We start from the raw sequence: 23,398 nt of genomic DNA, 5'->3' as shown, positions 1-23,398 counted from the left end.
ATGTTATTGAAGCCTCGAAACAAGGCGATGACTAATGAACAGTAACGTCAGAAATTACCGGCAGGAACAACATGATGATGCGATTGTCCTCGTGAGCTACTCCTTTGTGATAGTGTTATGGGATTCAGTTATTTAACCGACTGCACGATACTCATACCTGTACGCATCCACACGCACTTTCCTGATTTCAGTCGCAACTACTTAAATGCGATTCTGTTAACCGTCGGCGTTAAACTGACAAACAAGCTATTCGTTACAAAGATTACATAGCCAAGACCTGAACGTATCGCTAAGAAAGTCAAAGGCCGTGTTTTCATATTATTCTTTGCAACTAACATCCTGATAATTATAAAAACATGATGATAATTAATAGCTAGCTTCCCCAAGCTCCTCTTGAAACTCGTCGAATTCCTTTTTCCAAGGTTCTTTGCTATATCCCCAATTGCCTTCGGCCAACAGTTTCTGTCCCAATGCGAATTCGGCTTTTACTTGAGGTAGATTAGCCTCGTCGCCCTCACTCCAAAGTGCCTGAGCATAGAACAAGTGATTGAGTGGATGCCCTGGATGTTCTGTGACTGCCTTTTTCAGTAATTCCAGAGCCTTGTCACCATCGCCAATGCCATTGGGCCAAGCCGGGGCTTTGAGATAAAGCGCCCCCAAAAGTCGTAGTGGCCCTCCGTCGTCGATGTCCGGACTCAAGGCCAGTGCTTGTTTCATCTCGTCCTCGAGTCGACTTAGGTTCTGCATGGCCACAGTAAAGTGTTCACGCACCGCTAGGCCAAGGTTAGCCGCTAAGTAGTAATGTACCTCCCCGTCGCCGCTAGCCCCTTGCGCCAAGGCCGCTTCCGCAAAGCCAACTCCTTCGGCGGCCAACTTCTCGCGTTTTTCTTGATTGGTTTCGCGTTCGGCCAAGTATAAACATAGGCGGCTGCCTAGTGAGGGGCAGCGCACCGTCGGATTTTGGGTATCACGTAGAACAGCCAGTGCACAGGCCAAAGTATGGGTGTCGCTTAAGGTGCTGAGTTGACATTGTTTGGCGACCAGCATCGCAGAGGTCTGCTTGGGGCAATCGGAAAGCTGGCCGAGTTGAACATGGTCACGCGGAAGCCCCGCACAGCTCATCAGGAATAACAGCATTAAAATAGCCGTAATAAGTCGTTCTTTACGCAAAATATTATTTCCCCTTAGCCCACAGTTTTACCATGGGCTCAAACACAGCTGCATCAGCAGTTACAAAAGATTCTACTCCGAATAGCTCGCATAGTTTTTTGCCTTCGGTATCGGTACACATTGTTTCCAGCGCCTTGCCGAAGCGATTGCGTTCCTCTAAAGTCGTGGTGGCGCTATTCGCTACCACCCCCATCAGAGGGATTTCCTCGGACGTGAAGACAGCTTCAAGGGGACGCTCCATATGAAGCGAGGCAAGTCCGTTGAATTGTTGTTCGTTCAAAATAACGGCATCCAGTTCCCCTTTATCCAAAGAGCGCAACGCACGAATAGCCTGATTGGACGTTTTTAAGACAAAGAAACTGGCGGGGTCGTATTTCCCGGCAAAAACAATTTTACCGACGAAGGATTGTTCTTCCAATACTGTGCCGCCCAAGGTAAGGCCTTTCAGTTCGTTCAGGCTCTTGTATTTATCTTTCTGGACCATTACCCGGTAACGCTCGCTGGTGCGGCCTTTGATCTTGGGCTGAACCACCGGCACCAAGTGGTACCGGGTGCGCAATTCCAAATAGAGGCCCAAAGAAATGATGGCGAATTTAGGCTTCTTTTCAGCCATCTGTTTCCTGCAATCGTCCGTTTTGGTAATAAACAGGCTATTGAAGCGGTTCTCCTGCCATTGACCAATATGCTCCACCACCCGAAGCATGGAACTCATTGCCTCATTGGCATCCTTGGTGTTCACAGGTCCGCCGGGATAGCACACCACGATCATTTCGGGATTAGGCGTAGCGCTTGTAGTAAAAGGGATCAATAGACTAGCAATAATCAGGCAAATCTTTCGCATTATGGTTTCCTCTTGAAATCAAGTAACTGTCCAATAGCCGGAGCTACGATGAGAGTTGCCGTCAGACAGCACAACAGTCCGATAGTGATGCTCACTCCCAGGGAGGACACACCCCGGTAGCTAGCCAGAGTAATGGCGCCCAGGCCGGCTAGTTCAGTACCTGCGGCCAGGCCTATCACCTTACCGACAGCCAGAGTGACTTGCAAAGGCGTATAGCCCTTGGATGCGCCCCAACGATAACTAAACCATACGCCGTAATCTACTGCCAACGCAATGACCATCGGCAAGGCAACGATGTTGGCATAATTGTAGCGGATACCGCCCAAGGCCATCAGCCCCAGCATCCAGCCTCCGCCTATCAGCAAGGGTAGCACCGCCAGCACAAAGCCGCGCAAGTTACGCGTTGCTGCCAGTATCCAGAGCAGGCACAGCGCCAGAGCCAACTGCGTACCGTGAAGAAGACTTTCCACCACTACCTTGGAAAACACATGATGGGTGGTCGGGAAACCGGTAGCTTCCGGCGAGATGCTATAGACATCCTTTATCAATGCGTCGAGGTTATCGGGATCGTACACAGTTTTTGCCGGAAAGGCGTAGACCGCGATGCTACCGTCAATGGCAAAGAAGCGGTCACGCAAGGCGGGCGGCAACTGCTCCGGGGTAAGTGGCTGGGCCTGCTGCCAAGCGTCGATGACTTTGAGTCCAGCAGCCGCTACGGACAGCACGGTGCGTAAAAAACTCTCGCTACGTACCCTGCTCTGCTCGTCATCTGCGGAAAGTTTGGCCGAGATGAATGAAAGCTGCTCGCGCACTTTTTCCAAATTCTCCACCAGCTTAGTATGTCCGGCGGAGAATGCCTGTTCCTGGGCATCGTCGATGATAACGGCGCCGTTTTCCAGCACTGCTCGCAATAGCTCGAATGATTTTTTCGACAAACCCGCCCGATCGAGTTCAACGATACGCTCAGCATAGCCTGTCCGGGCGAACGACTCGCCGATGTCCAAGGCTTTGTGGAGGCGTTCGTCGGCATCCTCAGGAAACAGGCCGGACAGCGATTGCACCTGCGCAATCGTCTTGAGCTTGCCCGCTTCGCTGGTGATACGCCGGGCCTCGGCCATGTCCTTAGCGGTGAAAATGATGACTTCGGCTTGGTAGTCGCTCTCTGCCACCATGCGCCGTTGGTAATACACTGCTTGAGAATCTTTAGGCAACATGTCCAGCAAATCGTAATCGAAAGGAATGGAAAGCCCCTTCACTCCGCCAAAGACTGCGCCGCCTAATGCCAGCATAACGAGAGTTAGCGCAACGGGCTTGGGAAACGTACCGCTATGCTTCCCTAGCCAGACAGGAATTGGCGGTGTGCTTGACAAAGGGCTATCCACCAGTTTGGGAGGCAGCAAGGCGTAGAGCGCGGGCTGGACCATCCAGGTAGCAATCAGGATCATCAGCACGCCTTTGGCCGCCACCATGCCCAATTCAGCGAAACCGGGGAAATCCACCGTAACCAAGGCGCCGAAGATCAGTAATGAGGCGCCGCCCGCCGTCAGCACCGCTATAAAGGATGTGCCGATGCCGGCTCCGATAGCTTCTATCAAGGGTTTGCCTGCCCGTCGTTCTTCGGCGATGCGTGAGGAAGTGAAGATCCCATAATCCGCTCCCAAACCGAACAGGATGGCGATGAAGGTGGCGGTAATGACGGTCAAATGGCCGACGGTGATCAGGGCCAAGCCCAAGCTCCACAATACCCCGAGTCCCATAGGGATAAAAATCAGCATAGCCCAGCGGATGCTGCGCACCACCAGCAGTGTCAACATGGCGATCAGGCCGGCGGCGGTGAATACCACCTTGATGATATCCTGACGGATATTAACGTATTCCTCGTACTCGATGGCCGGCAATCCGGTTAGACCCACAGTGGGCGGAATACGGCCGGCAGCTTTAACTTGTCCGGCTAAGGTAGCGGACACCTGCTTGACCTTGTCGACAAAAGGGCCGATATTTTTGAAATCCCCGGAAGCGCTTTTGGGGTGAACGAATAAAAACAGCATTTGCCCATCACGTGAAGCAAAATAGCCGTCAGATATGCCCCCTGCCCCGCTTTTGGCCAGTAACCGGTTCCAGTTCAAATCGGCTGGCGCTGTTTCTGCGGATAGCCAACGCTGCCACTCTTCCAGGAAAGACGCCGCCAAGTTCAGGCTTGCTTCAGCGGTTTGCAGGTCGGTATCCGCCCCACCCAGAGGCGGGTGGTCTTTGCTCCAATTCAGCGCTTTGCGCAGGTTTTCTTCCATTCGGTCGCCGCCATAAATTAGTTGATTCGGTATCGCAGCAAGCTTGTCCAGAGCTTCGATCGGCATCAGCAGGTAAGAATGGTCCAGGAAAAACGCTATGTCGAGACGGGCGGTCGCCTGATCGATCTCGGGCTCTGTACTGAGCTTAGCGGCCAGATCATTGGCAAAGGACTCCAACTCGCTACGGGGAGCGCCCTCCAAAACTACCATCAGATCCGAGGCGGCGCCGAATTTTTTCAAGAAATCATTGAAGCGCTTCGCCACCGCTGTATTCTGGGGAAGCAGAGCCTGCCGCGAGGTATAGATTGGAAGTTGCGCTGTCGCCCAACCTGCCAAAACAGACAACGCCAAGGCCACGCCTAAGACTTTCCTAGGATTTCCGGCAAAATATTCAGCTAGCTTGGCAACGCGTTGGCTGATTTTCATTGGCATCGGACTCTGTTAATCAATCCGCACAAGCAGCTTGAAGGTTTCCGGCTCGCTCCAAATAGCTTTCCCGCTTGCGTTGGAATGTTGACCATATAAATGAAATTTTTTATTTATAATCAGCATATTGCGAACCGGGTTAGTAGTTTCTGTCGCTAAGATAAAGTATTTATAACAAAAAATTACGAAGTATATGTCTGTATGCCAATGATTTTATGAAGTTTTATTTATTAAACAACTCTTAGATATTTACCGCATCTGGAATATTTTTAGCCCCGGTGCAGATTAAACAAAGCCTCCCTAGCTAAATTACATCTCTCGGTAGGAGTGTTTTAGAGATTTTTCTACTCATCCATAAATGGTATGGCCGATTGTCTTCATGGGTCAATATGTTACTTTACCTACCTCACCACCTATCACTTTGTTTAAATAGCACGCCATACCGGCATGGACTGCCGGAACGACGTATTGGGCATTATCGTTAAAACTGATAGTTGTTAAGCTTTACCTACTTGATATCATATCTTTCTGATTCTAAGGTGAGTTTACTTTGATGCGGACTTTAAGCGGGGCTCCTTACACTGAATAGTTATAAATCAGACTTTATTTGGCAAATTTCATAATAGCGGGCCAATGTCTATGGCTTCTTAGAGTGCTGAGTGGATGAAACCCGTTTCTCGCCAATACCGATCCGCAACGCCTCAACATCAAGCTCATATTCAAGGCGATGCAATATCTCGTCACTGATTATATTGTTGTTCCGAAGATCGATCACAGCCAATCGCTCAGCCGTCAAGGTCTCATGTCTCAGACGCCGGAATGCCTCGGTTACCGTTTTCGTGTATTCCGCGCCTTCCGCGCCAGGGGCTTCGGCATCTATATTGCGTTGCAAACGGCGACCGTAGTGGACCCGTAGCTGTTCGACATGATCAGGAACCGGCCAGTCTTCGTCGGCCATATTATCAAGAAGTGCCAAAGCAGCCGTCGCTGCGCGTTCCCGAGCACGTCTCTCCTCATACTCAATGCTTTTATCTTCACCTAAATCCAAGATATGGATCAGCGCAGGAAGTGATAAGCCTTGTACTACCAATGTGACCAGAATTACCATGAAGGCCATCAGAATTATTTCGGCACGAAAAGGAAAGGGAATTCCGGCTCCAGTGGTTAAAGGCAGCGCCAATGCAGCAGCGAGAGATACAACGCCTCGCATACCGCTCCAACCAAGGATAAAAAGATTTGGCCAGGATGGCAAGGGATCGCGCGCCCGTAGCGAAGAGCTCAGGAAACGAGGCACCCAAGCCGCAACAGGAACCCATATCAGACGCACAACGATAGCTGTCGCACTCACCAGTATGCCGTTCACAGTAAGCGAAGCCAATTGGTTGGACGGAATCGCTTCACGGAGGGTGTCAAGTTGCAGACCGATGAGAATAAAAATAATGCCATTGAGTATAAATACGAGAAGATCCCACACCGCCCTAGCCTGAATTCGAGTAATTGGCGCAACGATTGCGCTGAAGTGTTGGCGAATATAAAGACCTCCTGCTACGCAAGCCAATACTGACGAGGCATGGACCTGTTCGGCCAAGACCCAGGCAATATAAGGAGCCAGCAACGTAATGGCAATCTCGCTAAAACTGTCTTCGGTTAGGCGTAAAACCCAGCAACTCACAATGCTTACGACGAACCCGACAGCGATGCCCATGGTTGCAGTAAGAAAGAAGTCCATGACAGTGTGACTTAAGTCAAAAGCGCCACTGACCGCCGCTACCAGCGCTGCGCGATAAAGCACCAGAGCGGTCGCATCGTTCACGAGACTTTCGCCTTCTAATATAGTGATTGCACGGCGAGGAAGATTAAGTTGCTTCACGATCGCAGTAGCTGAAACAGCATCCGGGGGAGAGACAATGGCGCCCAACACAATGGCTTCAGCCCACCCAAGTCCGGGCAGCACTGCATGGGCGACAATTGCAACCGCTGCTGTTGTGACCAGCACCAATCCGACAGCCAATAGTGTGATCGGGCGAGCGTTTGCGCGAAAATCCCTCCAAGATGTGAAATAGGCAGCGGCCCAGAGAAGAGGCGGAAGGAAAACCAGGAATATCAGATCCGGATCAAGACGAATCGTGGGCAGGCCAGGCACAAAACTCAAGACCAACCCCCCGATCACCAGCAAAATTGGGTAGGGAATGGCAAACTTACGGGCAATCGTCGTTAAAGCGAGCACGACCGTCAATAGCAAAATGATTATCTCGAGTTGATGAAGATTGCTCATACATTCTCCTATTTTCTCGCGAATACTCTAAAGCTTTCAGCCGCACTTTCTTTGCAGGCAAAACTATATTTCCAGCAATAAACTGATTACAAACGGGACTCGATGCCCAACGGTACGAAATACAATGTTAAGCTGCAAGACAGCTTCCACAATTTACCAATTTCAGTTTACATTTTTATCGCTAAATAAATTTTACAGCAAAACAATCCCATAAAAATTCATTTTGACGCTTTTTACCAAAAAGTTTCAACGCCATTCGGAGCTTGGCAGTTGATAAGGGGGAAGTTGAGTTCGGCTGGGTTTCATTATCGCATTGATCAGGATTACTACTTCAAAAACAGCCAGCAATGTCGGATTCAGTTGGGACTAATTTTAAAACCTCATATCAAGCGCAGAGTATTACAGCAGGAAACTTTATAAAAAATATTAACTTAACTAATAGCCGTCAAATCAAACTATCTCACCCAATTCATTAAAATGAACTACCCTAACTTCGTCATCTTCAGTTATCTGTGCAGACTTTAAAACACCACACTCATAATATTGATACAGATGTTCGGATTCAACTTCGCCATAAACAACTTTCTGACAAAGCAGCATTCTGTCCTGGACATCAAAATGACTGCGATAATAAGTGTTGCGGTTATTCAAGCTGTCTTCAGTTATTTCGTTAACCAGCTTTAGCGGAAGTTTGATGCCGCTGTAACTGACAAAATAGCGAAATTCGGTTGGTTGTTCTTGATTCATACTGTATTTAAGAAAAAAGATGAGTGGAAATAATCTCTATGATTTGATCCAAGGTCAGGTTTTCGTTTTCTCCGACAATGTTATGCATGGAAATCGGATATTTCAGGTCTATGCCGTAACGGCCTGCGTTCTGGCCGAAGGTGTAAATATAGGCCGAAATATCCGGTTCATTAACTGTGCATAAATCGATAGCCTGGAAGTGCTGTTCCTGGTTATTCAGCGCGAGCGTATTTTCACCGTAACGATGCACCAGTTCCAATAACAGAAGCTTGAGCGAAATATCTTTATCAATAGCCCAAACATTCATACCGGCACGAAAGGTCAAACTTTCCTGACTACGACAGGCCGGGCGTAATAATTCAGTAAAAACAGGCTTTGCGCTTTGTTGATTAGCCACAGCGAGACTAAAAAGCTCAATACGGCGCTGCCGGCAATCCATAAATCCGCAAATTTGACGTTATCCGCTAGCAGCCAATCGGCCATGCCGGCACCTATAAACAGGGCTATTAACGGCAGCAAATACAATAGCAAAGAAGCACGCAACAACAGGTTTTCATCAATGGCAACCATGACTTGATCGCCGGTTTTGAGTCGAATGTCACTATCTACCGGCACCGACTTCTTCTTAAGAACGCTACCGATTGCATTGGTACTACACGATGCTTTTTGCAGGCAGCCGCCGCACGCGCCGTAAGGTCCGCTTTCGACCCAGATTTGATGGTTGTCTATTTTCACTACGACCGCTAATTCTTCTATCATCGTTATCACCTTTCAATCGACACGGTAGATGCTGTAGGGCGTACTGTGCGCGACTTTGGAGATAAGTCGGCGCGCACGGCACGCCCTACGTATTCGGGACAAATTCATCTGGATAGCTGCATTAATCCCAAGCCTTCGCCAGCATTTTTAGCCAGATATCCAGTCTTTCCGGCGTCAGGTCTTTTTGGTTTTCCTGATCCAATGCCAAACCGACAAAACGATCATCGATAACGGCTTTAGATTTCTTAAAGTTATAACCTTCGGTATCCCATGCGCCAATCATTGTTGCGCCGCATTGTTTAAACTGTTCGTACAAATAAAACATCGCGTCGACAAACTCTACCGGGTAACTTTTTTGATTGCCCAAGCCGTATATTGCGACATTTTTACCGCTGAAATCGTGGCCTGCCAGTGTCGGTAAAAACTCCTCCCAACTGGCCGTCGCATTGCCGGTCGATAAGCCGGGCAGTTGGCCCTCGCCATACGTGGGAGTGCCTAGAATCAAGGTGTCGTATGCCTGTAAATCCACCACCTCGGCATTGCGGATATTCACCGGTTTGGCGGCAATAGCTGAGCCCAATGCCGTTGTAATGTCTTTTGCAATCCGCCGGGTATTGCCGGTATCCGTGCCGAAAAAAACGCCTACTTTAGCCATGATTTCCTCGCTAAGTGTTTTATTTGCCGATTAGACCTTCCAGGTTTTTACTGGAGCCGCTCCCGGCGGCTCCAGCACTTCCGCCATCCATGGCAGTCGTAAAACCTGGAAGGTCTTTTTCCATACTACGACTGTATTTGCAGCAGCCCGCTAGCCTTTTGTTTATCCTGCCATTCATCCGGCGTATACGCTTTAACACTAACTGCATGAAGCTTGCCCGAGGCCAATGGTTCTTTTAACGTTGCCAGAACCAACTGCTGTTTTTTCACTATCGTTAAATCGTTAAACTGCTGGCTGACAACAGTGATCGTTAAGTCGCAGCCTTCGCCTTCGATCATCACTTTGGCATCGTCAATACCCTGCTGCACCAGTTGTGTCACTTCGCCGCTTGTTAATGCGTCGTTTGCGGCTTCGGATTTTTTCGGCGCGGCGGACTTTAATAAGGGCAACAGGCTGCCGTTGTTGGACATTTCTTCGATAATGTCGCAACCGCCGACCAGCTCTTCATTAACAAACAATTGCGGATAAGTCGGCCAATGGGAAATGCTCGGCAATTTTTCACGAATAAACGGCGCTTCCAATACATTCACGTAAGCGTAAGGGATATTGGTCGCGTTAAGTATGCCGACCGCTTTAGCCGAAAACCCGCATTGCGGATTGCTCGGTACGCCTTTCATGTAAATGATGATCGGCTGGGCGGCCAGTTGAGCGCGGATTTTGTCTTCGGTTTTCATAAGGTTCTCGTTTTTGTTGGTTTATCTCGTTACTTCACTCTGCGTGAAACGAGGTAATAATTCACCACGAAGACACGAAGAACACGAAGTTTTTGTGCTGGTTCCCAAGCTCTTGCTTGGGAATCCAGTCTCGGAAGCTCCAGCTTCCCGAGTCGCGAAGCTGGAGCTTCGCCTTCTGAGTTCCCAATCTGGAGATTGGGAACCAGCGTCAACTAGCCTCGTAGGTATTCAACGGTACGCACAGCGTACCCTACAATGCTGTGTATTGCGTATCACTCCCGGTGCAACGCCTGGGAACGAGGTAAGTTCACCACTAAGGCATGAAGAACACGAAGTTTTACTTTGTTTTTTCTTCGTCTCCTTCATGTCTTCGTGGTGTTATCTCTTTACTACCCAGCCTGCTGCCGGAGCTTGGCTTCCGCCTTTTTTATCAACTTGATCTCACCTTCCCCTTTAACCACATCGGCATCGACAATACATTGTTCAACGTCATCAACAGACGGAATATCGAACATGGTTTTCCGTAAAATCTGCTCCATGATGCTGCGTAAACCGCGAGCCCCGGTTTCACGCTCTATGGCTCTTTGGGCGATTTCAACGAGGGCGTCATGTTCGAATTTCAACTCCACGCCTTCGTAAGCAAACAGTTGCTGATATTGACGCACTAACGCATTTTTAGGTTCTGTTAGCACCTGGATCAATGAGTCTACATCCAACGGTTCCAACGGCGCCAACACCGGAAAACGGCCGATAAATTCCGGGATTAAGCCGAACTTACGTAAATCGCTCGGCTGTGTCGCATTCAGCATATCTTCCAATGGCGGTTTTTCAGTTGTATTGCTCACTTCGGCATGAAAGCCGATAGCGGAATTGGTCGGCACCAAGCGTTTTTCAACATGCTTTTCGAGGCCCGGAAACGAGCCTCCGGCAATGAACAGGATATTGCGCGTATCCATCGTTACATCGCCGTCCTTGTTGCGCCCTTTAGCCGGAACCTTAACGTGCGAACCTTCGACCAACCTGAGCAAGGCCTGTTGTACGCCTTCGCCGGACACGTCGCGGGTTCCGGTTTGCTGCTCGGGACTGCGGGCGATTTTGTCGATTTCATCCAGATAAACGATGCCCCATTCGGCATTGGTCATATTGCCTTCCGCGACATCCAACAGCCTGACCAGGATATTTTCGACATCATCGCCGACGTAGCCCGCCTGGGTCAGCGTTGTCGCATCGGCAACCACAAACGGTACGCCGACAACTTTCGCCAAGGTGCTGGCTAACAGTGTCTTTCCGGTACCGGACGGCCCAATCAGCAGGATATTCGATTTCCCGATTTCCACATCTTTATCGAACTCGCCCAAACCGGCATCGCCGCTTTCGTGCCTCAGGCGTTTGTAATGGTTATAAACCGCAACGGCCAATATTTCTTTGGCAAGATACTGTCCGATAATGTATTGATCGAGATGTTCTTTGATCTTTGCCGGAATGGGCAATGTACCCTGCATTTCGGAAAGTTCTTTTTTCCGGCTCCAATTGCTGACGACCTGATGGGCTAACGACACGCAAGCCCCGCAAATATAACCTTCGCTACCGGCAATCAAAGGTACCGAACCGGATTGCTCTATGCCGCAAAAAGAACAGTGTTTGATTTCTTTATCGCTCATTTGCTTTCTCCGGATTCAGGCGACTGCACGGATGCAGAAGGTAGGGCAATGTCAGGAACAATTGCCGGATTGGCTAAACCGGCTAACCAGGCGCGCTGGCAAGTACGCCGGGCGCGGTCGTTCATTAGCTGACGTATTTTGGGGGTGGCTTTTGCCAGGGACAGGGTTTCCGCTTTTTGTATGCTCTTGCACAACAGCACATGAAAGCCGATTTCCGATTTGACCGCATCGCTGACCTCCCCCGATTTTAAAGTAAACAGCACTTCATCCAGTTCGGGATAAAGCATACCGCGCGGCACCGTACCCAGAACGCCGCCCTGCAAAGCTGTGGGGCATTCGGAATGCTTTAAGGCCAGGTCGGCAAATTTATGCGGCTTTTTTTGCAGTTTTGCGGCAAGTTCCTGAGCGCGCGATAACGCCGCGTCGTGAGTATTCTCAGGATAGTCAGGGTTAATGCTGATGAATATATGGCAGACTTCACGTCTTTCAGGACGATGAAATTGATCGGAATGTATGTGGTAATAGATGCCGATGTCAGCATCGCTAATAGCTGGCGCACGGCTGGCAACCAGCTCCAACACCGTGTTGACTTTACATTGACGAAATAATGCCGCCTGCAAACTGTCTTCAGTGAGCTGATTTTTTTCCAGATCACGGAGAAACGCAGCCTCGCCGTTATATCGCCCACGAATTTCCTGATAAGCCTGTTGCAATTCCCGGTCAGTGATAATCACTGACGCCGCTTCAGGCGTATTCAGAACATGGCTCTCAATCCTGAACTCATTTAAAGCCTGCGTTTGCGCCTGCTGCAACTCTTCTTCGGCCAATTCATTCGGCGATTTTTTGAATAAGCTTAAAGCCGCCCGTAATAAATTATAAGTTTCCAGCTGGATAGTTTTTTCAATTGCCGTCATATCAAAACTCTGGTTCGTTAAATGACTCAGGGCGCGCTGGAGCAAGCGCTGTCTCGGGCACTTGTAGGACTCTGCCTTGAAAAGCGACGTGGTATTGGATTAACTCGTTATCCCTGATTACTTTAAAAACTTCGCCTTCCGTGCCTTTTGCAAACAGGACATTGCCTTGAATCCCTAAATCGATACTGCAAACAACCTTGTCTCTGAACTCAAAACGGCTGGGGTTCCAAGGCTCATCAGCCCCTATCAATTCTTCCAGACGGCAACCCACCATCCGTCCCTGAGCCAGAAAATGTACGGTAAAAATAACTTGGTCTTGCAGGAAAGTACCGACTTCAATGACATTGCCGACGCTGCCCCGCCGGATCAACAGCGTGCCGACTTCCATGCCCGGATAGGTGCCGTCGTTACGGACGTTTCTGGTTACCCGGACCGATTCGCCGAACTCAAACCGGCCTTCGTCGAAGCGCTCGGGTTTCATGTTTTTATATCGCTTAAAGAAACGAATGCCGTTTGCGACAACTCACCCATTGCAAACACTTTAAACACTTTTTCGGTTTGCGCATCGGACTCGACAAAATCCTGGTAAGCCCGTTGCAATAGCTTGCTGTAAACCGCTCTTTTAGGGGCTTCGTCTTCCGGCATATCGTCGGAGGCTTTTTGTAGATAATCATGAAAACGCTGCAAAATATGCAAGCGGTTGACATGCACCACGCTAGGCTCATATTCAAGTTGAAAATACTGTAAGAAATCTTCCGCCGATTCCAGCTCTTCCATTTCTTCTTCAAAACTCATGGGGGTTTCTCCGGTATTTAAAGGGGACCGACTGAAGCGGTATCCTGAAATAGCAGGTACAGCGCCAGAATCACAAACATCACCAAAGGCATGATGGTCATCAATGAATCGGCTAATTCTTTTTTTAACATGATCTTGCTCCAGTTAGTTCTTGAGTTTGCGCAGCACAACTCAAACAATCGTGATTCAAAAAATATCGGGTTACGCTGCGCTTACCCAACCTACATTTGTTTTACCTTTAATCACTTCACTAATTCCAGTAATCCCTGTGTGCCGATTCGCCTACGCTGGACGGGGTTTGCAACCCATACGCATCAAGCTAAGACATAAAACCATGAAGCACATGAAGTTCATGAAGAAAAACGAAGGTAAAAACTTCATGTCCTTCATGCTCTTCGTGGTAATTGCTTAAGTTAATTTATGCATGTTCCTTTTTCCGCTTGATCACCAATTCCAATAATCCTTGGGCGCCGATTCTGTCCTTACTATCAAGTTCGACCAGTTTTTCAAAAATGGCCTGACTCAAATCCAGATTCTCCAAGCGCATATTTAAAAAACCGATGGCTTTCAGGGTAAATAAGTACATCCTGACATTGGTTAATGAATCGGCCGACGCATCGGTAATATGGCTGATTTGCAGTTCCTGCCAATGTTCAGGAAAAGCTATGCTCGGCCTGATCACAACCAGGGCTTTAGTAGTCGCCGCTAAAGCTTCTTCCAGCCGATGCTGGTAATAGTAAAATCGGTTCAATGCAACCAATACATTCAATGACTCCGGCGCGAGAAAATAAGCTTGCAGTAAAGACAGCTCGGCATCGCCGCTCGCATAGTTTTCTGCCGCCGTCGCAATTAACTCTTCAACGCCTGCGACATCAGGTTGTTCGAAATACAATCCTTGCGCTTCAAAATCAAGCAAATCCATCTACAGCCTCGCCGCCAGTTTTACCGGGCTTTCTTTCTTCGGAATGCAGACGTTTTCCGCTTCGCAATGATCGCAATTTTCTTCAACCGTTACTTTGGGGGATTTCGTTTGCTTGGCTTCCAGCTCATCGATCCGCTCAATCAAACAGGCGATAGCTTTGCCGACCGGATCGGGAATCAAATGATGATTCAGATCGATGCCGTGCCGGTTTTGTATCTGCGTGCCTTTGCTTTGAATAACGCGGCCCGGAATACCCACCACAGTACAGCAAGGCGGTACATCTTTAATCACCACTGAGTTAGCGCCGACACGGACATTGTTACCTAAGGTAATCGCTCCGAGAATTTTGGCTCCGGAACCCACCAGCACATTATTGCCCAGGGTCGGATGGCGTTTTTCCTTATTCCAGGTCGTGCCGCCCAGAGTCACGCCATGATACAAAGTGACATCATCGCCAATCTCCGTCGTCTCGCCGATCACCACGCCTAATGCGTGGTCGATAAACAGCCGTCTGCCGATAGTCGCGCCGGGATGAATTTCAACATTAGTAACAATCCGGGTAAGCGCGGCTAAAATCCTGGCGGACAGTTTCCAGTTTGCTTGCCATAAACGATGGCTGATTCGGTGCATCAAAACCGCATGGACGCCGGAATAAGTCAGCAATATTTCCCAGACGCTATGCGCAGCGGGGTCGCGGCCAAAAACACAGTGAACATCTTCATGCCATTGGGCCAGAAATCCCTGCGGCGCTTGTGCTTTAATTTTCATATTATCTGATATGGCCATAACCATTTTTAAACTCCTGATTGGATGTGGAGGTGGTTTATTTCACTATCGACTTAAGCCCTCTCCAGAGGGAGAGGGTTGGGTGAGGGGAAATTAAAACAAGGCAAAAAACCATTCTAATCCCCCTCATCCCAACCTTCTCCCTCAGGGAGAAGGAGCTTAAATCACCCCACATCAACGCCAATCATATTAATTTAAACTCCACCCCGTTTTACCCAGCCTGGGCGGTCCAGGTATCCTGAAAAAAGAACCGGGATAAAGATCGTCCTGATCCGGTATTTCCAAAGTCTCTTTAACTTCCGGTTCGCTTGATGGCAGTTCTTTATGCTCGTTCATGACGATCGCCCTCTAAAGATTTTGATGAAAAAGATTAAGCTCTTCTGCTTTTGGCGATCTTTTGGTATCGCTAACAAAGCACCTAACCTGGGTTAATAAAGCTTGCGCCTGTATCCGGCTTACCGCTATGCCTATTTGTTGATAGGCGTGAATCACGCCTTGAGTGCCCGAATGCTTGCCGAGCACCAATTGATGGCTACGACCGACAATGGCAGGATCGACGCCTTGATAATTGTTCGGGTCTTTCAACAAGCCATCGACATGGATGCCCGCTTCGTGGCTGAATACGCTTTTGCCGATCAGGCTCTTTCGGCTGCCGATGGCATCACCCGATGCGCTGGCAACCTGCTCGGAAAGGGCCGGGAAATTTTGCAGATTAATCCCGGTTTCAATGCCATAGAGTTGCTTTAAGCCGACCACCACTTCTTCCAATGCGGCATTGCCCGCACGTTCGCCCAAACCATTAACCGTGGTATTAACATGAGTCGCGCCTGCCAGAGCCGCTGCGAGCGTATTAGCGGTAGCCAGCCCTAAATCGTCATGGGCATGCATTTCAATTTCCAAATCGGTTGCCGCTCTTAGCTTTTTAATCGTCTCGAATACGCCGAACGGTTCCATAATGCCTACCGTGTCGGCGAAACGGATTCTGCTCGCCCCAGCCAACTGTGCGGTTTCTGCCATACGGATCAAAAAAACCACATCAGCCCGCGAGGCATCTTCCATACCGACGCATACATCCATATTCAAACTTCGCGCTTCCTGAACACAGCTGATAATAGTGTTTAAAACCCATTGCCGGCTTTGTTTAAGCTTGTGCTGAATATGCTGATCCGATGCCGATATCGATAAATCGACTTTGTGCACATTCAAGCCCAAGCAGGCATGTAAATCATCGCGGCGCATTCTCGACCAAACCAACAGCTGCGAAGATAAGCCTAAACTGGCAATCGCCTTGATTTCGTCCCGTTCCATCGCCCCCATTGCTGGAATACCAATTTCCAGTTCCGGTACGCCCAAGCCCGCCAGCTGCGTTGCAATCGCCAGCTTTTCGTCCAGCGAAAAAGCAACACCGGCCGATTGCTCGCCATCCCTGAGCGTGGTGTCGTCGATGATGATAGTGCGGGTCTGTGGTTTCATGGCTAAACTCAAGCTACGTGGCGTAATGCCTTTAATCTTGATAGAGCAAAATACTTGCCAACTGTTTATTCAGCGGAAATAGCGGTGTGTAAACCTGGATTGATGCAATACCGACAGAACAATGCAACGCAAAAACAAAGAAATTGTCGTAAAGCCGACAAAGCGAATTGGCGTTGGGGCAAATTTGAATAAAGCTGCAACTTTGTTTATTATTCTCCCAATTCGGGAGCATAATACGAGCAACTCATGCGAGTCATTGCCAAAAGCACGATCAAAAAATTCTGGGAACAACCGGCCCATCGTGATGCCAAAGGCCCGTTAGAAAGCTGGTACGAAGAAGCCATCAAAGCTAATTGGCCGTCGCCTCAAGACATAAAAGACCAATATCGGAATGCCAGCATTTGTAGCAACAACCGAGTTGTATTCAATATCGGCGGCAACAAGTACCGTTTAGTTGTGGAAATGCAGTATCGAGCCGGAATCGCCTGGATAAAATTTGTCGGCACCCATGCCCAATACGACTTAATTAACGTGGAGACAGTCAATGAATATTAAGCCCATCCGTAACGATGACGAATTAAAAGCCGCGTTCCAGCGTCTGGAAATGGTTTTTCAAGCCGAACCCGACACCCCCGAAGCCGACGAAATGGAAGTACTGGTCACCTTAATTGAAGCCTACGAAAACAAACACTATGCAATAACTCCGCCCGATCCGATTGAAGCCATCAAATTCAGGATGGAGCAACAAAACTTGAATAACCGCGACCTGGAAGCCTATATCGGCAGCAGCGGACGCGTTTCGGAAGTGCTCAATCGTAAACGTCCGTTGAGCCTGAGAATGATCAAACGTTTGCATGACGGATTGAGCATACCTTATGAAAGTTTGCTGGCGGATGTGGGGTAAATGAAGTTCCACGTAATGCGGCGACAAGCTTATGGATCGCTTACAAAATCATCAACATTCGTTTCGGAGAATGCTTTAAATGGACAGTGAACCGCTCGACCCGCTGTATGCTGAAGTATTTTCTATTCCTGAAAATGGTACGCCGGATAATATTACTCAGGCGGGTTGTCTGGCTTTAGCTCGGTTGGGTAAAAAGGCCTGGAACGAATGGCGACTGAAGTATCCATCTCAAGTAATAGCTTTCTATGTTACAAGCAATGCTGCTGATTTCAGTGGATACGATTTTAGTAAAGAATCTATAAATTTTAATGGCTTTAAATTTGGCCACGGAGCTAACTTTAATAATGCTCAATTCGGTAATGCTCAATTCGGTCAAGCTAACTTTGCTGGCGCAGAGTTTGGTGAATCTGCATATTTTATTGGTGCCAAATTTGGGTCTAGCCCTAGGTTTTGCGATGCCAGATTTGGTGATCTAGCTACCTTTAGGGGAGCTCAATTTTCACAAAATGCGATATTTACAAATGTACAATTTGGCGACTATGTATGTTTCGATGGCGCTCAATTTGGTGATGCCACACGCTTTGATCAACAAGCCAAATTTGGCAATAACGCAAGCTTTGAAGGCACACAATTCGGTAATGATACAAACTTCGACTCCGCAGAATTTCGTGGATCGGCAACATTTACTGGTCGAAATTGGGCTTCATTAACAAACCAATACAGCGAATGTTCAGACAAATTTGAGGTGATAAAAGCTTGGGCAGAAGAGCGTGGATTAAGCCCTGAAACTATTAACTCAATTTCATTTGCTGGTGCAAAATTTAATGATCGAGTTGATTTTTCTGGACGCAAGTTTGAAGGTCATACTTCATTTTTGCGGACAACATTTGACAAAGCTCCACTGTTCCATAACTGCAAATTACACCAAGGCACTACGTTTGACGGAGCAATATTTCCTGATCCTTCAGCCGACCCTACTGAAAATGACATTGCCGCCCGTGCTTACCGTACACTCAAATTGGCATTTTCCCAACATCAGGCAACCCACGATGAACAGCGGTTTTTCCGTTTGGAAATGGCGGAAGAAGCCCGACGTGAACCGCAATATGCACGTCATCTACTATTCCGGCTGTATTCATTTTTCAGCGATTACGGATTTAGCGTAAGTCGCCCATTCGTTTGGTTAGTGGTTATACCTTTACTGGTCACTGTGCCAATTTATGGATGGCTGGCTGACTTTACACCGTGTTTCCTTTGGCAGACAGAGTGCCAAATACGCTTTGACCTGTTGCAGTTTTCCCTGATACAGGCTTTGCCATTGCCTGGCCTAGACAAATGGAGCGATAGTTTGCGGCAGTGTTTGTTTCCGACAGCAAGCGGTGCTTGGCAAGGTATTATGCTTACAGGAATATTGATGTTGCATAAGGCGTTATCACTGCTGGCGGTGTTTCTGATGGGTTTGGCGTTGCGCAATTTGTTTAAAATGAAATAACGCGATTAATATGAACCAAAACTGAGATCAAAAACTGTTTTACCCTGGTTCCCAAGCTCCAGCTTGGGAACCCCAGTCCAGAAAGCTCTAGCTTTCTGTGTTTCGGGAAGCTAGAGCTTCCCACACCGCATTCCCAAGCCGAAGCTTGGGAACGAGCGCTACGAGCGCGCCCGTGTGTCTTGTGTTCTATTTTTCTAACTACTGAGTACCTACGAGTACGTCGGCGCAAAAGCCTGCTCAGGATTTGCCACCGGCCCGTCTCCAGACCAATACGGCGACAATTTACGCAAAGTTGCAACAATACCGGGCATCACCTCCAGAACTTTATCGACTTCCGCCATCGTGTTATAGCGTGAGAACGAAAAACGGATCGTGCCGTGTGCGGCGGTGTAAGGAATGTCCATGGCCCGCATTACATGCGAAGGTTCCAACGACCCGGAAGTACACGCCGAGCCGCTTGATGCCGCAATACCGGCCTTGTTCAACAACATCAAAATCGACTCGCCTTCGATATATTCAAAAGCGATATCAGTGGTATTCGGCAAACGGTTGTACATGTCCCCGGTCACGAAACAATGCGGAATCTGCCCGGTAATGCCTTGTTCCAGACGGTCGCGCATGGCTTTGACTTTGGTGTTTTCATACTCGATGTACTCCAGCGCCAATTCACAGGCTTTGCCGAGGCCGACAATGGACGCGCTGTTTTCAGTCCCTGCCCTTCTGCCGCGCTCTTGATGGCCGCCGCGCAGCAATGGACGATAACGCGTGCCGCGGCGCAGGTACAAAACACCGATGCCTTTCGGCGCATGCAACTTATGCCCCGACAATGACAACATATCGATCTTGGTATCCTGCAACATCATCGAAATTTTGCCGACCGCCTGTACCGCATCGGTATGAAACATCACGCCTGCGGCATTGGCCATCTCCGCCATTTCGGCGACAGGGAAAATCGTGCCCGTTTCATTATTGGCCCACATCACAGATACAATCGCGACCTGATCGGATAACAAGCGTTGGTAAGCGTCCAGTTTTAAACGTCCGGCTTTATCGACCGGCATTCTATGGATCGTGTAGCCATCTTTTTCAAGATAATCGCACAGGTTTAGAATCGCCGGATGCTCGACCGTAGTGGTAATAATTTCTTTCTTGTCCGGCTGAGCCTTAATCGCGGAAAGAATCGCCGTGGAGTTGGATTCGGTGCCGCACGAAGTAAAAATAATCTCGGAATCATGCTCGCAACCGATCAAGGCCTGTACCTGTTGCCGGGCCTGTTTAAGTCCGCGCGCCACGCCGTCGGCGAATTTATGGATCGATGACGGATTGCCGTATTGCTCAAGAAAATACGGAATCATCACATCGACCACCGCAGGATCGACCTTGGTGGTCGCATTGTTATCAAGATAAATGTCAGCCATCACGCCACCTCTATATTGACTAATTTTTTCATTTCCGAGGCAGGCACAACCTTAATGAATTCGCCCATCACTTCCATCAAGCGTTGTTGAATGCCGGCAATCGTCATCGCCGCCATCTGGCAACCGTTACAGGCGCCGGTCATGTTGACGTAAGCGGTGTTGCCGATGACTTCGACCAATTCCACGTCGCCGCCGTCCGCCATCAATGACGGTCTTAACGATTCCAGCACTTGCTCGATTTTTTTGATGCGTTGCAAGTTGGTCAACGGCGCTTTAACGGCTGCGATTTTTTCCGGGGCTGCTACCGGTGCGGCAGTCGGATCGAATTTCTCGCCTTTTTCGGCCAACACTTTTTCCAGAATCGCCTCGATGTCTTCATGACAAGCCGCGCAACCGCCGCCCGCTTTGGTGAAGTTGGTGACGTCTTCAACGGTACGCAATTTATTGGCCCAGACCATTTCCTCGATCATCACCGCATCAATCGCAAAACATTTGCAGATCAACGCGCCTTCTTCATGATCGTCTTTCCATTCTTCGCCGCGGTAATTCGCTATCGCCGCTTGCAGGGCTTCGCGGCCCATGACCGAACAGTGCATTTTTTCCGGCGGTAAACCTTCGAGCTGGTCGGCAATATCCTGATTGGTCACTTTTAAGGCTTCATCCAGCGTCATGCCTTTAATGATCTCGGTTAACACGGAAGACGAAGCAATCGCCGAACCGCAACCGAAAGTTTGAAAGCCCGCTTCAAGGATAACTTCACTTTCGTCATCGACTTTCAATGTCAGCCGTAATGCATCGCCGCAGCTGATTGAACCCACTTCGCCGGTCGCATTGGCATCAATGACCGCGCCCGCATTTTTCGGGTTAAAAAAATGTTCTTTAACTTTATCTGAATAGTCCCACATGGCTTTTTCCTCGGATTGAGTTTGCTGGTGCGTTAAGAACAGGTTTTAGTTCCAGTGCCTTCGGTACTGGTATTAAACGAAGTACCGCAAGCGCAACTTTTAGCCGCATTAGGGTTGGTGAATTTGAATCCCGAACCTTCGATGGTGTCGAGAAAGTCTACGGACATACCGTCCAACATCGGCAAACTGGCCGGATCGATAAACACTTTCACCTCGCCGCAATCGATGACGGTATCTTCCGGCGTATGACTGCCTTCGAGTTTCAAGCCGTATTGATAACCTGAGCAACCGCCGTCGGTGACTTCTATACGCAAACCCGCTGTCGGCGTTTCAGATCCGGCAATAAAACGGCCGACTGCGCTAATGGCTTTTTCTGTTAATGTAATCATTTTTATGCACTCCTGAATGTATGGCATCGTTCTTGTTAGTAGTTAAAGCAACCTGTATGCCATATCGTTATTTATCTGTTAGTGGTTTGTTTAATAAAGCCTTAATATCAGTAGCCACATAATAATCAATGTATTACCAGACAGGTTTCAATCACACAACCAGCTGACAATGTAAGGTTTGCTACAAAATCAAAGGAGATATGAAATGAACGTAGAAGATTTAGATGTAGGCGATGTTATCTATGCTGCAAAGACGATTACTGATGATGGTTCAATCCCCGATGGTACCGAAGGCGAAATATTGGCCGAAGCTGGAACCCGCGGGGTAATCACCCTGATAGGACATGTTGAAGAAGAGCCGGACCGTAGCGTCTTTTTGGTGCGCTTTGAAGATAAGGATATGAATCTGGGCAATCCGATTGGGTGCTGGGTTGATGATTTGGCTATAGAGCCTAAGAAGATTAATTGATTCGCAATCGATCAATCTTGCCACGGCATCGACCATATAAAGCGAGCATCGGTCCAGGTCGCTATCCCGGCAAGGAGGCCGGGAGCGAAATAAACTTACTGAATGTAAACTTCCTCTAATAATATTATTTAATCCCTGAATAATATATTTATATAACAGCTTATCTAATTTTTATCATTTCATTTTCAATATCTAGATATATATTTTTTAGATATATACTTCCATAAAAATCGTTTTTCAAAATTAAATACTTCTCTATACTGAAAACATATTAGATAAAAACTAATTATGTGTTTTTTCTTTTAGTATTAAATGTAGAGAATGCCATGCGACCGTCAACCGATAATTTAGCCAATTGGCTGCTATCCAGTCTTGAACTGCAAACGACATTATTCCATGTCGGCCAATATTGCGGCATGTGGCGCGCCGTACCCTCTGAACATATGCGTGCCGGCTTTCATTTGGTTTTAAATGGACATTGCTGGATGCATTTGCTCGAACAGACGGAAAGCATTCCATTACAACGCGGCGATGCGGTGTTTTTCCTGCGCGAAACACTCCATTATCTCAGTCCGAATGAAACCCCGGACAATCCGGCTTTATGCACCGTAAAGGAAGGCAGCATGGCGCCAATCGACGATAGCGTAGCCGATGCGGTCGCGCTGGCTTGCGGCTTTTTTAACTTCAAATCGGGATTGAGCGAAATGCTGCTCAGCTCTTTTCCTGACTATCTTATTATCCGTGCGGACAATACCGAATTAGCGGGAACGCGCACCATTTTCGACCTGATTATTGCAGAAGCCAAACGGACTGATGAGCAACCTTCACCGCTGATTGTCCGCTTAACCGACATCCTGTTTTTTTATGTGCTTCGGCAAATGGCGCTGACGCAAACAATATCGGCCGGTTTATGGGCCGTTGTGCAAAGCCCTGAATTTGCGAAGTTATTGGAAGCCATGATTAAAGAACCGGACAAACCCTGGCCTGTTGAAGCGATGGCCGATTTTAGCCATATGTCGCGGGCAACGTTTTTCAAACGCTTCAGCAAAATAGCCGGCCAACCGCCTAATCTTTTCCTGGCGATGGTGCGGATGAAAATCGCGGCTCAATTGTTACGCCAAGGCAGCAGCATTACCCAGACGGCCGAAAAAGTCGGTTACCAGTCCGAATCGGCATTTTCCAAGGTATTTAAAAAAATCGTCGGTCAGCAACCCGGGGCTTACCAGCGCGCTCGTAATAAATTCGACAGGCAATCTAATTTAACCGAAGTGCTCTCCAATCATTCCGTTTGATTCAAAACCAATACAAATAACTTAATACCATAATACCCGGCAACGGATAATTTATATCCAGAGAAATATTAGATCGGAAGAGC

The 23,398-nt window shown here is 48.4% G+C and carries 25 protein-coding genes; 5 read left to right on the top strand and 20 right to left on the bottom strand.

Going from position 1 to position 23,398, the window contains the following annotated elements; translation table 11 throughout:
- Positions 1-366: 366 nt before the first annotated feature.
- The 17 genes from bstC to nifV all read right to left on the bottom strand — a co-directional run bounded on the left by bstC (position 367) and on the right by nifV (position 16,446).
- The gene (bstC, locus tag EPO18_RS06870; RefSeq protein WP_292432394.1) at positions 367-1,170 is read right to left on the bottom strand and encodes a sterol transporter outer membrane protein BstC; all 804 of its coding nucleotides are present in this window, start codon (positions 1,168-1,170) and stop codon (positions 367-369) included.
- A 4-nt stretch (positions 1,171-1,174) separates the two neighbouring features.
- Positions 1,175-2,011 (bottom strand): sterol transporter periplasmic substrate-binding protein BstB, encoded by an 837-nt coding sequence (gene bstB, locus EPO18_RS06865; RefSeq protein ID WP_292432392.1) that lies wholly within the window; start codon positions 2,009-2,011, stop codon positions 1,175-1,177.
- Entirely contained in the window at positions 2,011-4,725 is a 2,715-nt protein-coding gene (gene bstA, locus EPO18_RS06860) for a sterol transporter cytoplasmic membrane protein BstA (protein WP_292432390.1), read from the bottom strand. The genes bstB and bstA overlap by 1 nt, the downstream gene beginning before the upstream one ends.
- A gap of 637 nt (positions 4,726-5,362) precedes the next feature.
- Positions 5,363-7,000 carry a Na+/H+ antiporter gene (locus EPO18_RS06855; protein ID WP_292432388.1) on the bottom strand — a complete coding sequence of 546 codons (1,638 nt, stop codon included), beginning with the start codon at positions 6,998-7,000 and terminating at the stop codon, positions 5,363-5,365.
- A gap of 450 nt (positions 7,001-7,450) precedes the next feature.
- Positions 7,451-7,747: a DUF6156 family protein gene (locus EPO18_RS06850; RefSeq protein ID WP_292432386.1), complete on the bottom strand. Its 297-nt coding sequence runs from the start codon at positions 7,745-7,747 to the stop codon at positions 7,451-7,453.
- Between the two features lie 7 nt (positions 7,748-7,754).
- Positions 7,755-8,072 carry a hypothetical protein gene (locus EPO18_RS06845; RefSeq protein ID WP_292432385.1) on the bottom strand — a complete coding sequence of 106 codons (318 nt, stop codon included), beginning with the start codon at positions 8,070-8,072 and terminating at the stop codon, positions 7,755-7,757.
- Positions 8,069-8,506 (bottom strand): SoxR reducing system RseC family protein, encoded by a 438-nt coding sequence (locus EPO18_RS06840; RefSeq protein ID WP_292432383.1) that lies wholly within the window; start codon positions 8,504-8,506, stop codon positions 8,069-8,071. Before EPO18_RS06840 ends, EPO18_RS06845 begins: the two co-directional genes overlap by 4 nt.
- 121 nt (positions 8,507-8,627) lie before the next feature.
- The gene (locus EPO18_RS06835; protein ID WP_292432381.1) at positions 8,628-9,161 is read right to left on the bottom strand and encodes a flavodoxin; all 534 of its coding nucleotides are present in this window, start codon (positions 9,159-9,161) and stop codon (positions 8,628-8,630) included.
- Between the two features lie 125 nt (positions 9,162-9,286).
- Positions 9,287-9,895, bottom strand: coding sequence for a Grx4 family monothiol glutaredoxin (gene grxD, locus EPO18_RS06830; protein WP_292432379.1), 609 nt, complete (start codon positions 9,893-9,895; stop codon positions 9,287-9,289).
- A 389-nt stretch (positions 9,896-10,284) separates the two neighbouring features.
- Entirely contained in the window at positions 10,285-11,556 is a 1,272-nt protein-coding gene (clpX, locus tag EPO18_RS06825; protein ID WP_292432377.1) for an ATP-dependent Clp protease ATP-binding subunit ClpX, read from the bottom strand.
- A complete protein-coding gene (gene nifM, locus EPO18_RS06820) occupies positions 11,553-12,470 on the bottom strand; it encodes a nitrogen fixation protein NifM (protein WP_292432375.1) in 918 nt (305 codons plus the stop codon). The genes clpX and nifM overlap by 4 nt, the downstream gene beginning before the upstream one ends.
- 1 nt (position 12,471) lies before the next feature.
- Entirely contained in the window at positions 12,472-12,951 is a 480-nt protein-coding gene (locus EPO18_RS06815) for a nitrogen fixation protein NifZ (protein ID WP_292432374.1), read from the bottom strand.
- Positions 12,948-13,265, bottom strand: coding sequence for a nitrogenase-stabilizing/protective protein NifW (nifW, locus tag EPO18_RS06810; protein WP_292432372.1), 318 nt, complete (start codon positions 13,263-13,265; stop codon positions 12,948-12,950). The genes EPO18_RS06815 and nifW overlap by 4 nt, the downstream gene beginning before the upstream one ends.
- A gap of 418 nt (positions 13,266-13,683) precedes the next feature.
- A complete protein-coding gene (locus EPO18_RS06805) occupies positions 13,684-14,187 on the bottom strand; it encodes a hypothetical protein (protein ID WP_292432370.1) in 504 nt (167 codons plus the stop codon).
- A complete protein-coding gene (gene cysE, locus EPO18_RS06800) occupies positions 14,188-14,955 on the bottom strand; it encodes a serine O-acetyltransferase (protein ID WP_292432369.1) in 768 nt (255 codons plus the stop codon).
- Between the two features lie 207 nt (positions 14,956-15,162).
- Positions 15,163-15,309: a hypothetical protein gene (locus EPO18_RS06795; RefSeq protein ID WP_292432367.1), complete on the bottom strand. Its 147-nt coding sequence runs from the start codon at positions 15,307-15,309 to the stop codon at positions 15,163-15,165.
- Positions 15,310-15,321: 12 nt separating this feature from the next.
- Positions 15,322-16,446, bottom strand: a complete 1,125-nt coding sequence (gene nifV / locus EPO18_RS06790) for a homocitrate synthase (RefSeq protein WP_292432366.1) — start codon at positions 16,444-16,446, stop codon at positions 15,322-15,324.
- 246 nt (positions 16,447-16,692) lie between these two features.
- Here nifV and EPO18_RS06785 point away from each other — a divergent pair, with 246 nt between their 5' ends.
- The 3 genes from EPO18_RS06785 to EPO18_RS06775 all read left to right on the top strand — a co-directional run bounded on the left by EPO18_RS06785 (position 16,693) and on the right by EPO18_RS06775 (position 18,842).
- Positions 16,693-17,001 (top strand): type II toxin-antitoxin system HigB family toxin, encoded by a 309-nt coding sequence (locus EPO18_RS06785; RefSeq protein WP_292432364.1) that lies wholly within the window; start codon positions 16,693-16,695, stop codon positions 16,999-17,001.
- Positions 16,991-17,350 (top strand): helix-turn-helix domain-containing protein, encoded by a 360-nt coding sequence (locus EPO18_RS06780; RefSeq protein WP_292432363.1) that lies wholly within the window; start codon positions 16,991-16,993, stop codon positions 17,348-17,350. Before EPO18_RS06785 ends, EPO18_RS06780 begins: the two co-directional genes overlap by 11 nt.
- Before the next feature lie 79 nt (positions 17,351-17,429).
- Entirely contained in the window at positions 17,430-18,842 is a 1,413-nt protein-coding gene (locus EPO18_RS06775; protein WP_292432361.1) for a pentapeptide repeat-containing protein, read from the top strand.
- A 209-nt stretch (positions 18,843-19,051) separates the two neighbouring features.
- On the opposite strand, the gene nifS is transcribed toward EPO18_RS06775, so the two are convergent.
- From nifS to EPO18_RS06760, 3 genes are read right to left on the bottom strand one after another with little or no spacing between them, the layout of a single operon-like run.
- On the bottom strand, positions 19,052-20,260 hold the full coding sequence (nifS, locus tag EPO18_RS06770) for a cysteine desulfurase NifS (protein WP_292432359.1): 1,209 nt from the start codon (positions 20,258-20,260) through the stop codon (positions 19,052-19,054).
- Positions 20,260-21,165: a Fe-S cluster assembly protein NifU gene (nifU, locus tag EPO18_RS06765; RefSeq protein ID WP_292432358.1), complete on the bottom strand. Its 906-nt coding sequence runs from the start codon at positions 21,163-21,165 to the stop codon at positions 20,260-20,262. The genes nifS and nifU overlap by 1 nt, the downstream gene beginning before the upstream one ends.
- A 32-nt stretch (positions 21,166-21,197) precedes the next feature.
- On the bottom strand, positions 21,198-21,554 hold the full coding sequence (locus tag EPO18_RS06760; protein ID WP_292432355.1) for a HesB/IscA family protein: 357 nt from the start codon (positions 21,552-21,554) through the stop codon (positions 21,198-21,200).
- A gap of 205 nt (positions 21,555-21,759) precedes the next feature.
- Between EPO18_RS06760 and EPO18_RS06755 the strand changes: the two genes are divergently transcribed.
- A complete protein-coding gene (locus tag EPO18_RS06755; RefSeq protein WP_292432353.1) occupies positions 21,760-22,023 on the top strand; it encodes a nitrogen fixation protein NifZ in 264 nt (87 codons plus the stop codon).
- A 326-nt stretch (positions 22,024-22,349) separates the two neighbouring features.
- Entirely contained in the window at positions 22,350-23,315 is a 966-nt protein-coding gene (locus tag EPO18_RS06750; RefSeq protein WP_292432350.1) for an AraC family transcriptional regulator, read from the top strand.
- Positions 23,316-23,398: the final 83 nt, after the last annotated feature.

This window comes from Methylobacter sp., from assembly GCF_004322395.1.
Lineage (GTDB): Bacteria > Pseudomonadota > Gammaproteobacteria > Methylococcales > Methylomonadaceae > Methylobacter_A.
This window is presented reverse-complemented; position numbering and strand designations above follow the sequence as displayed.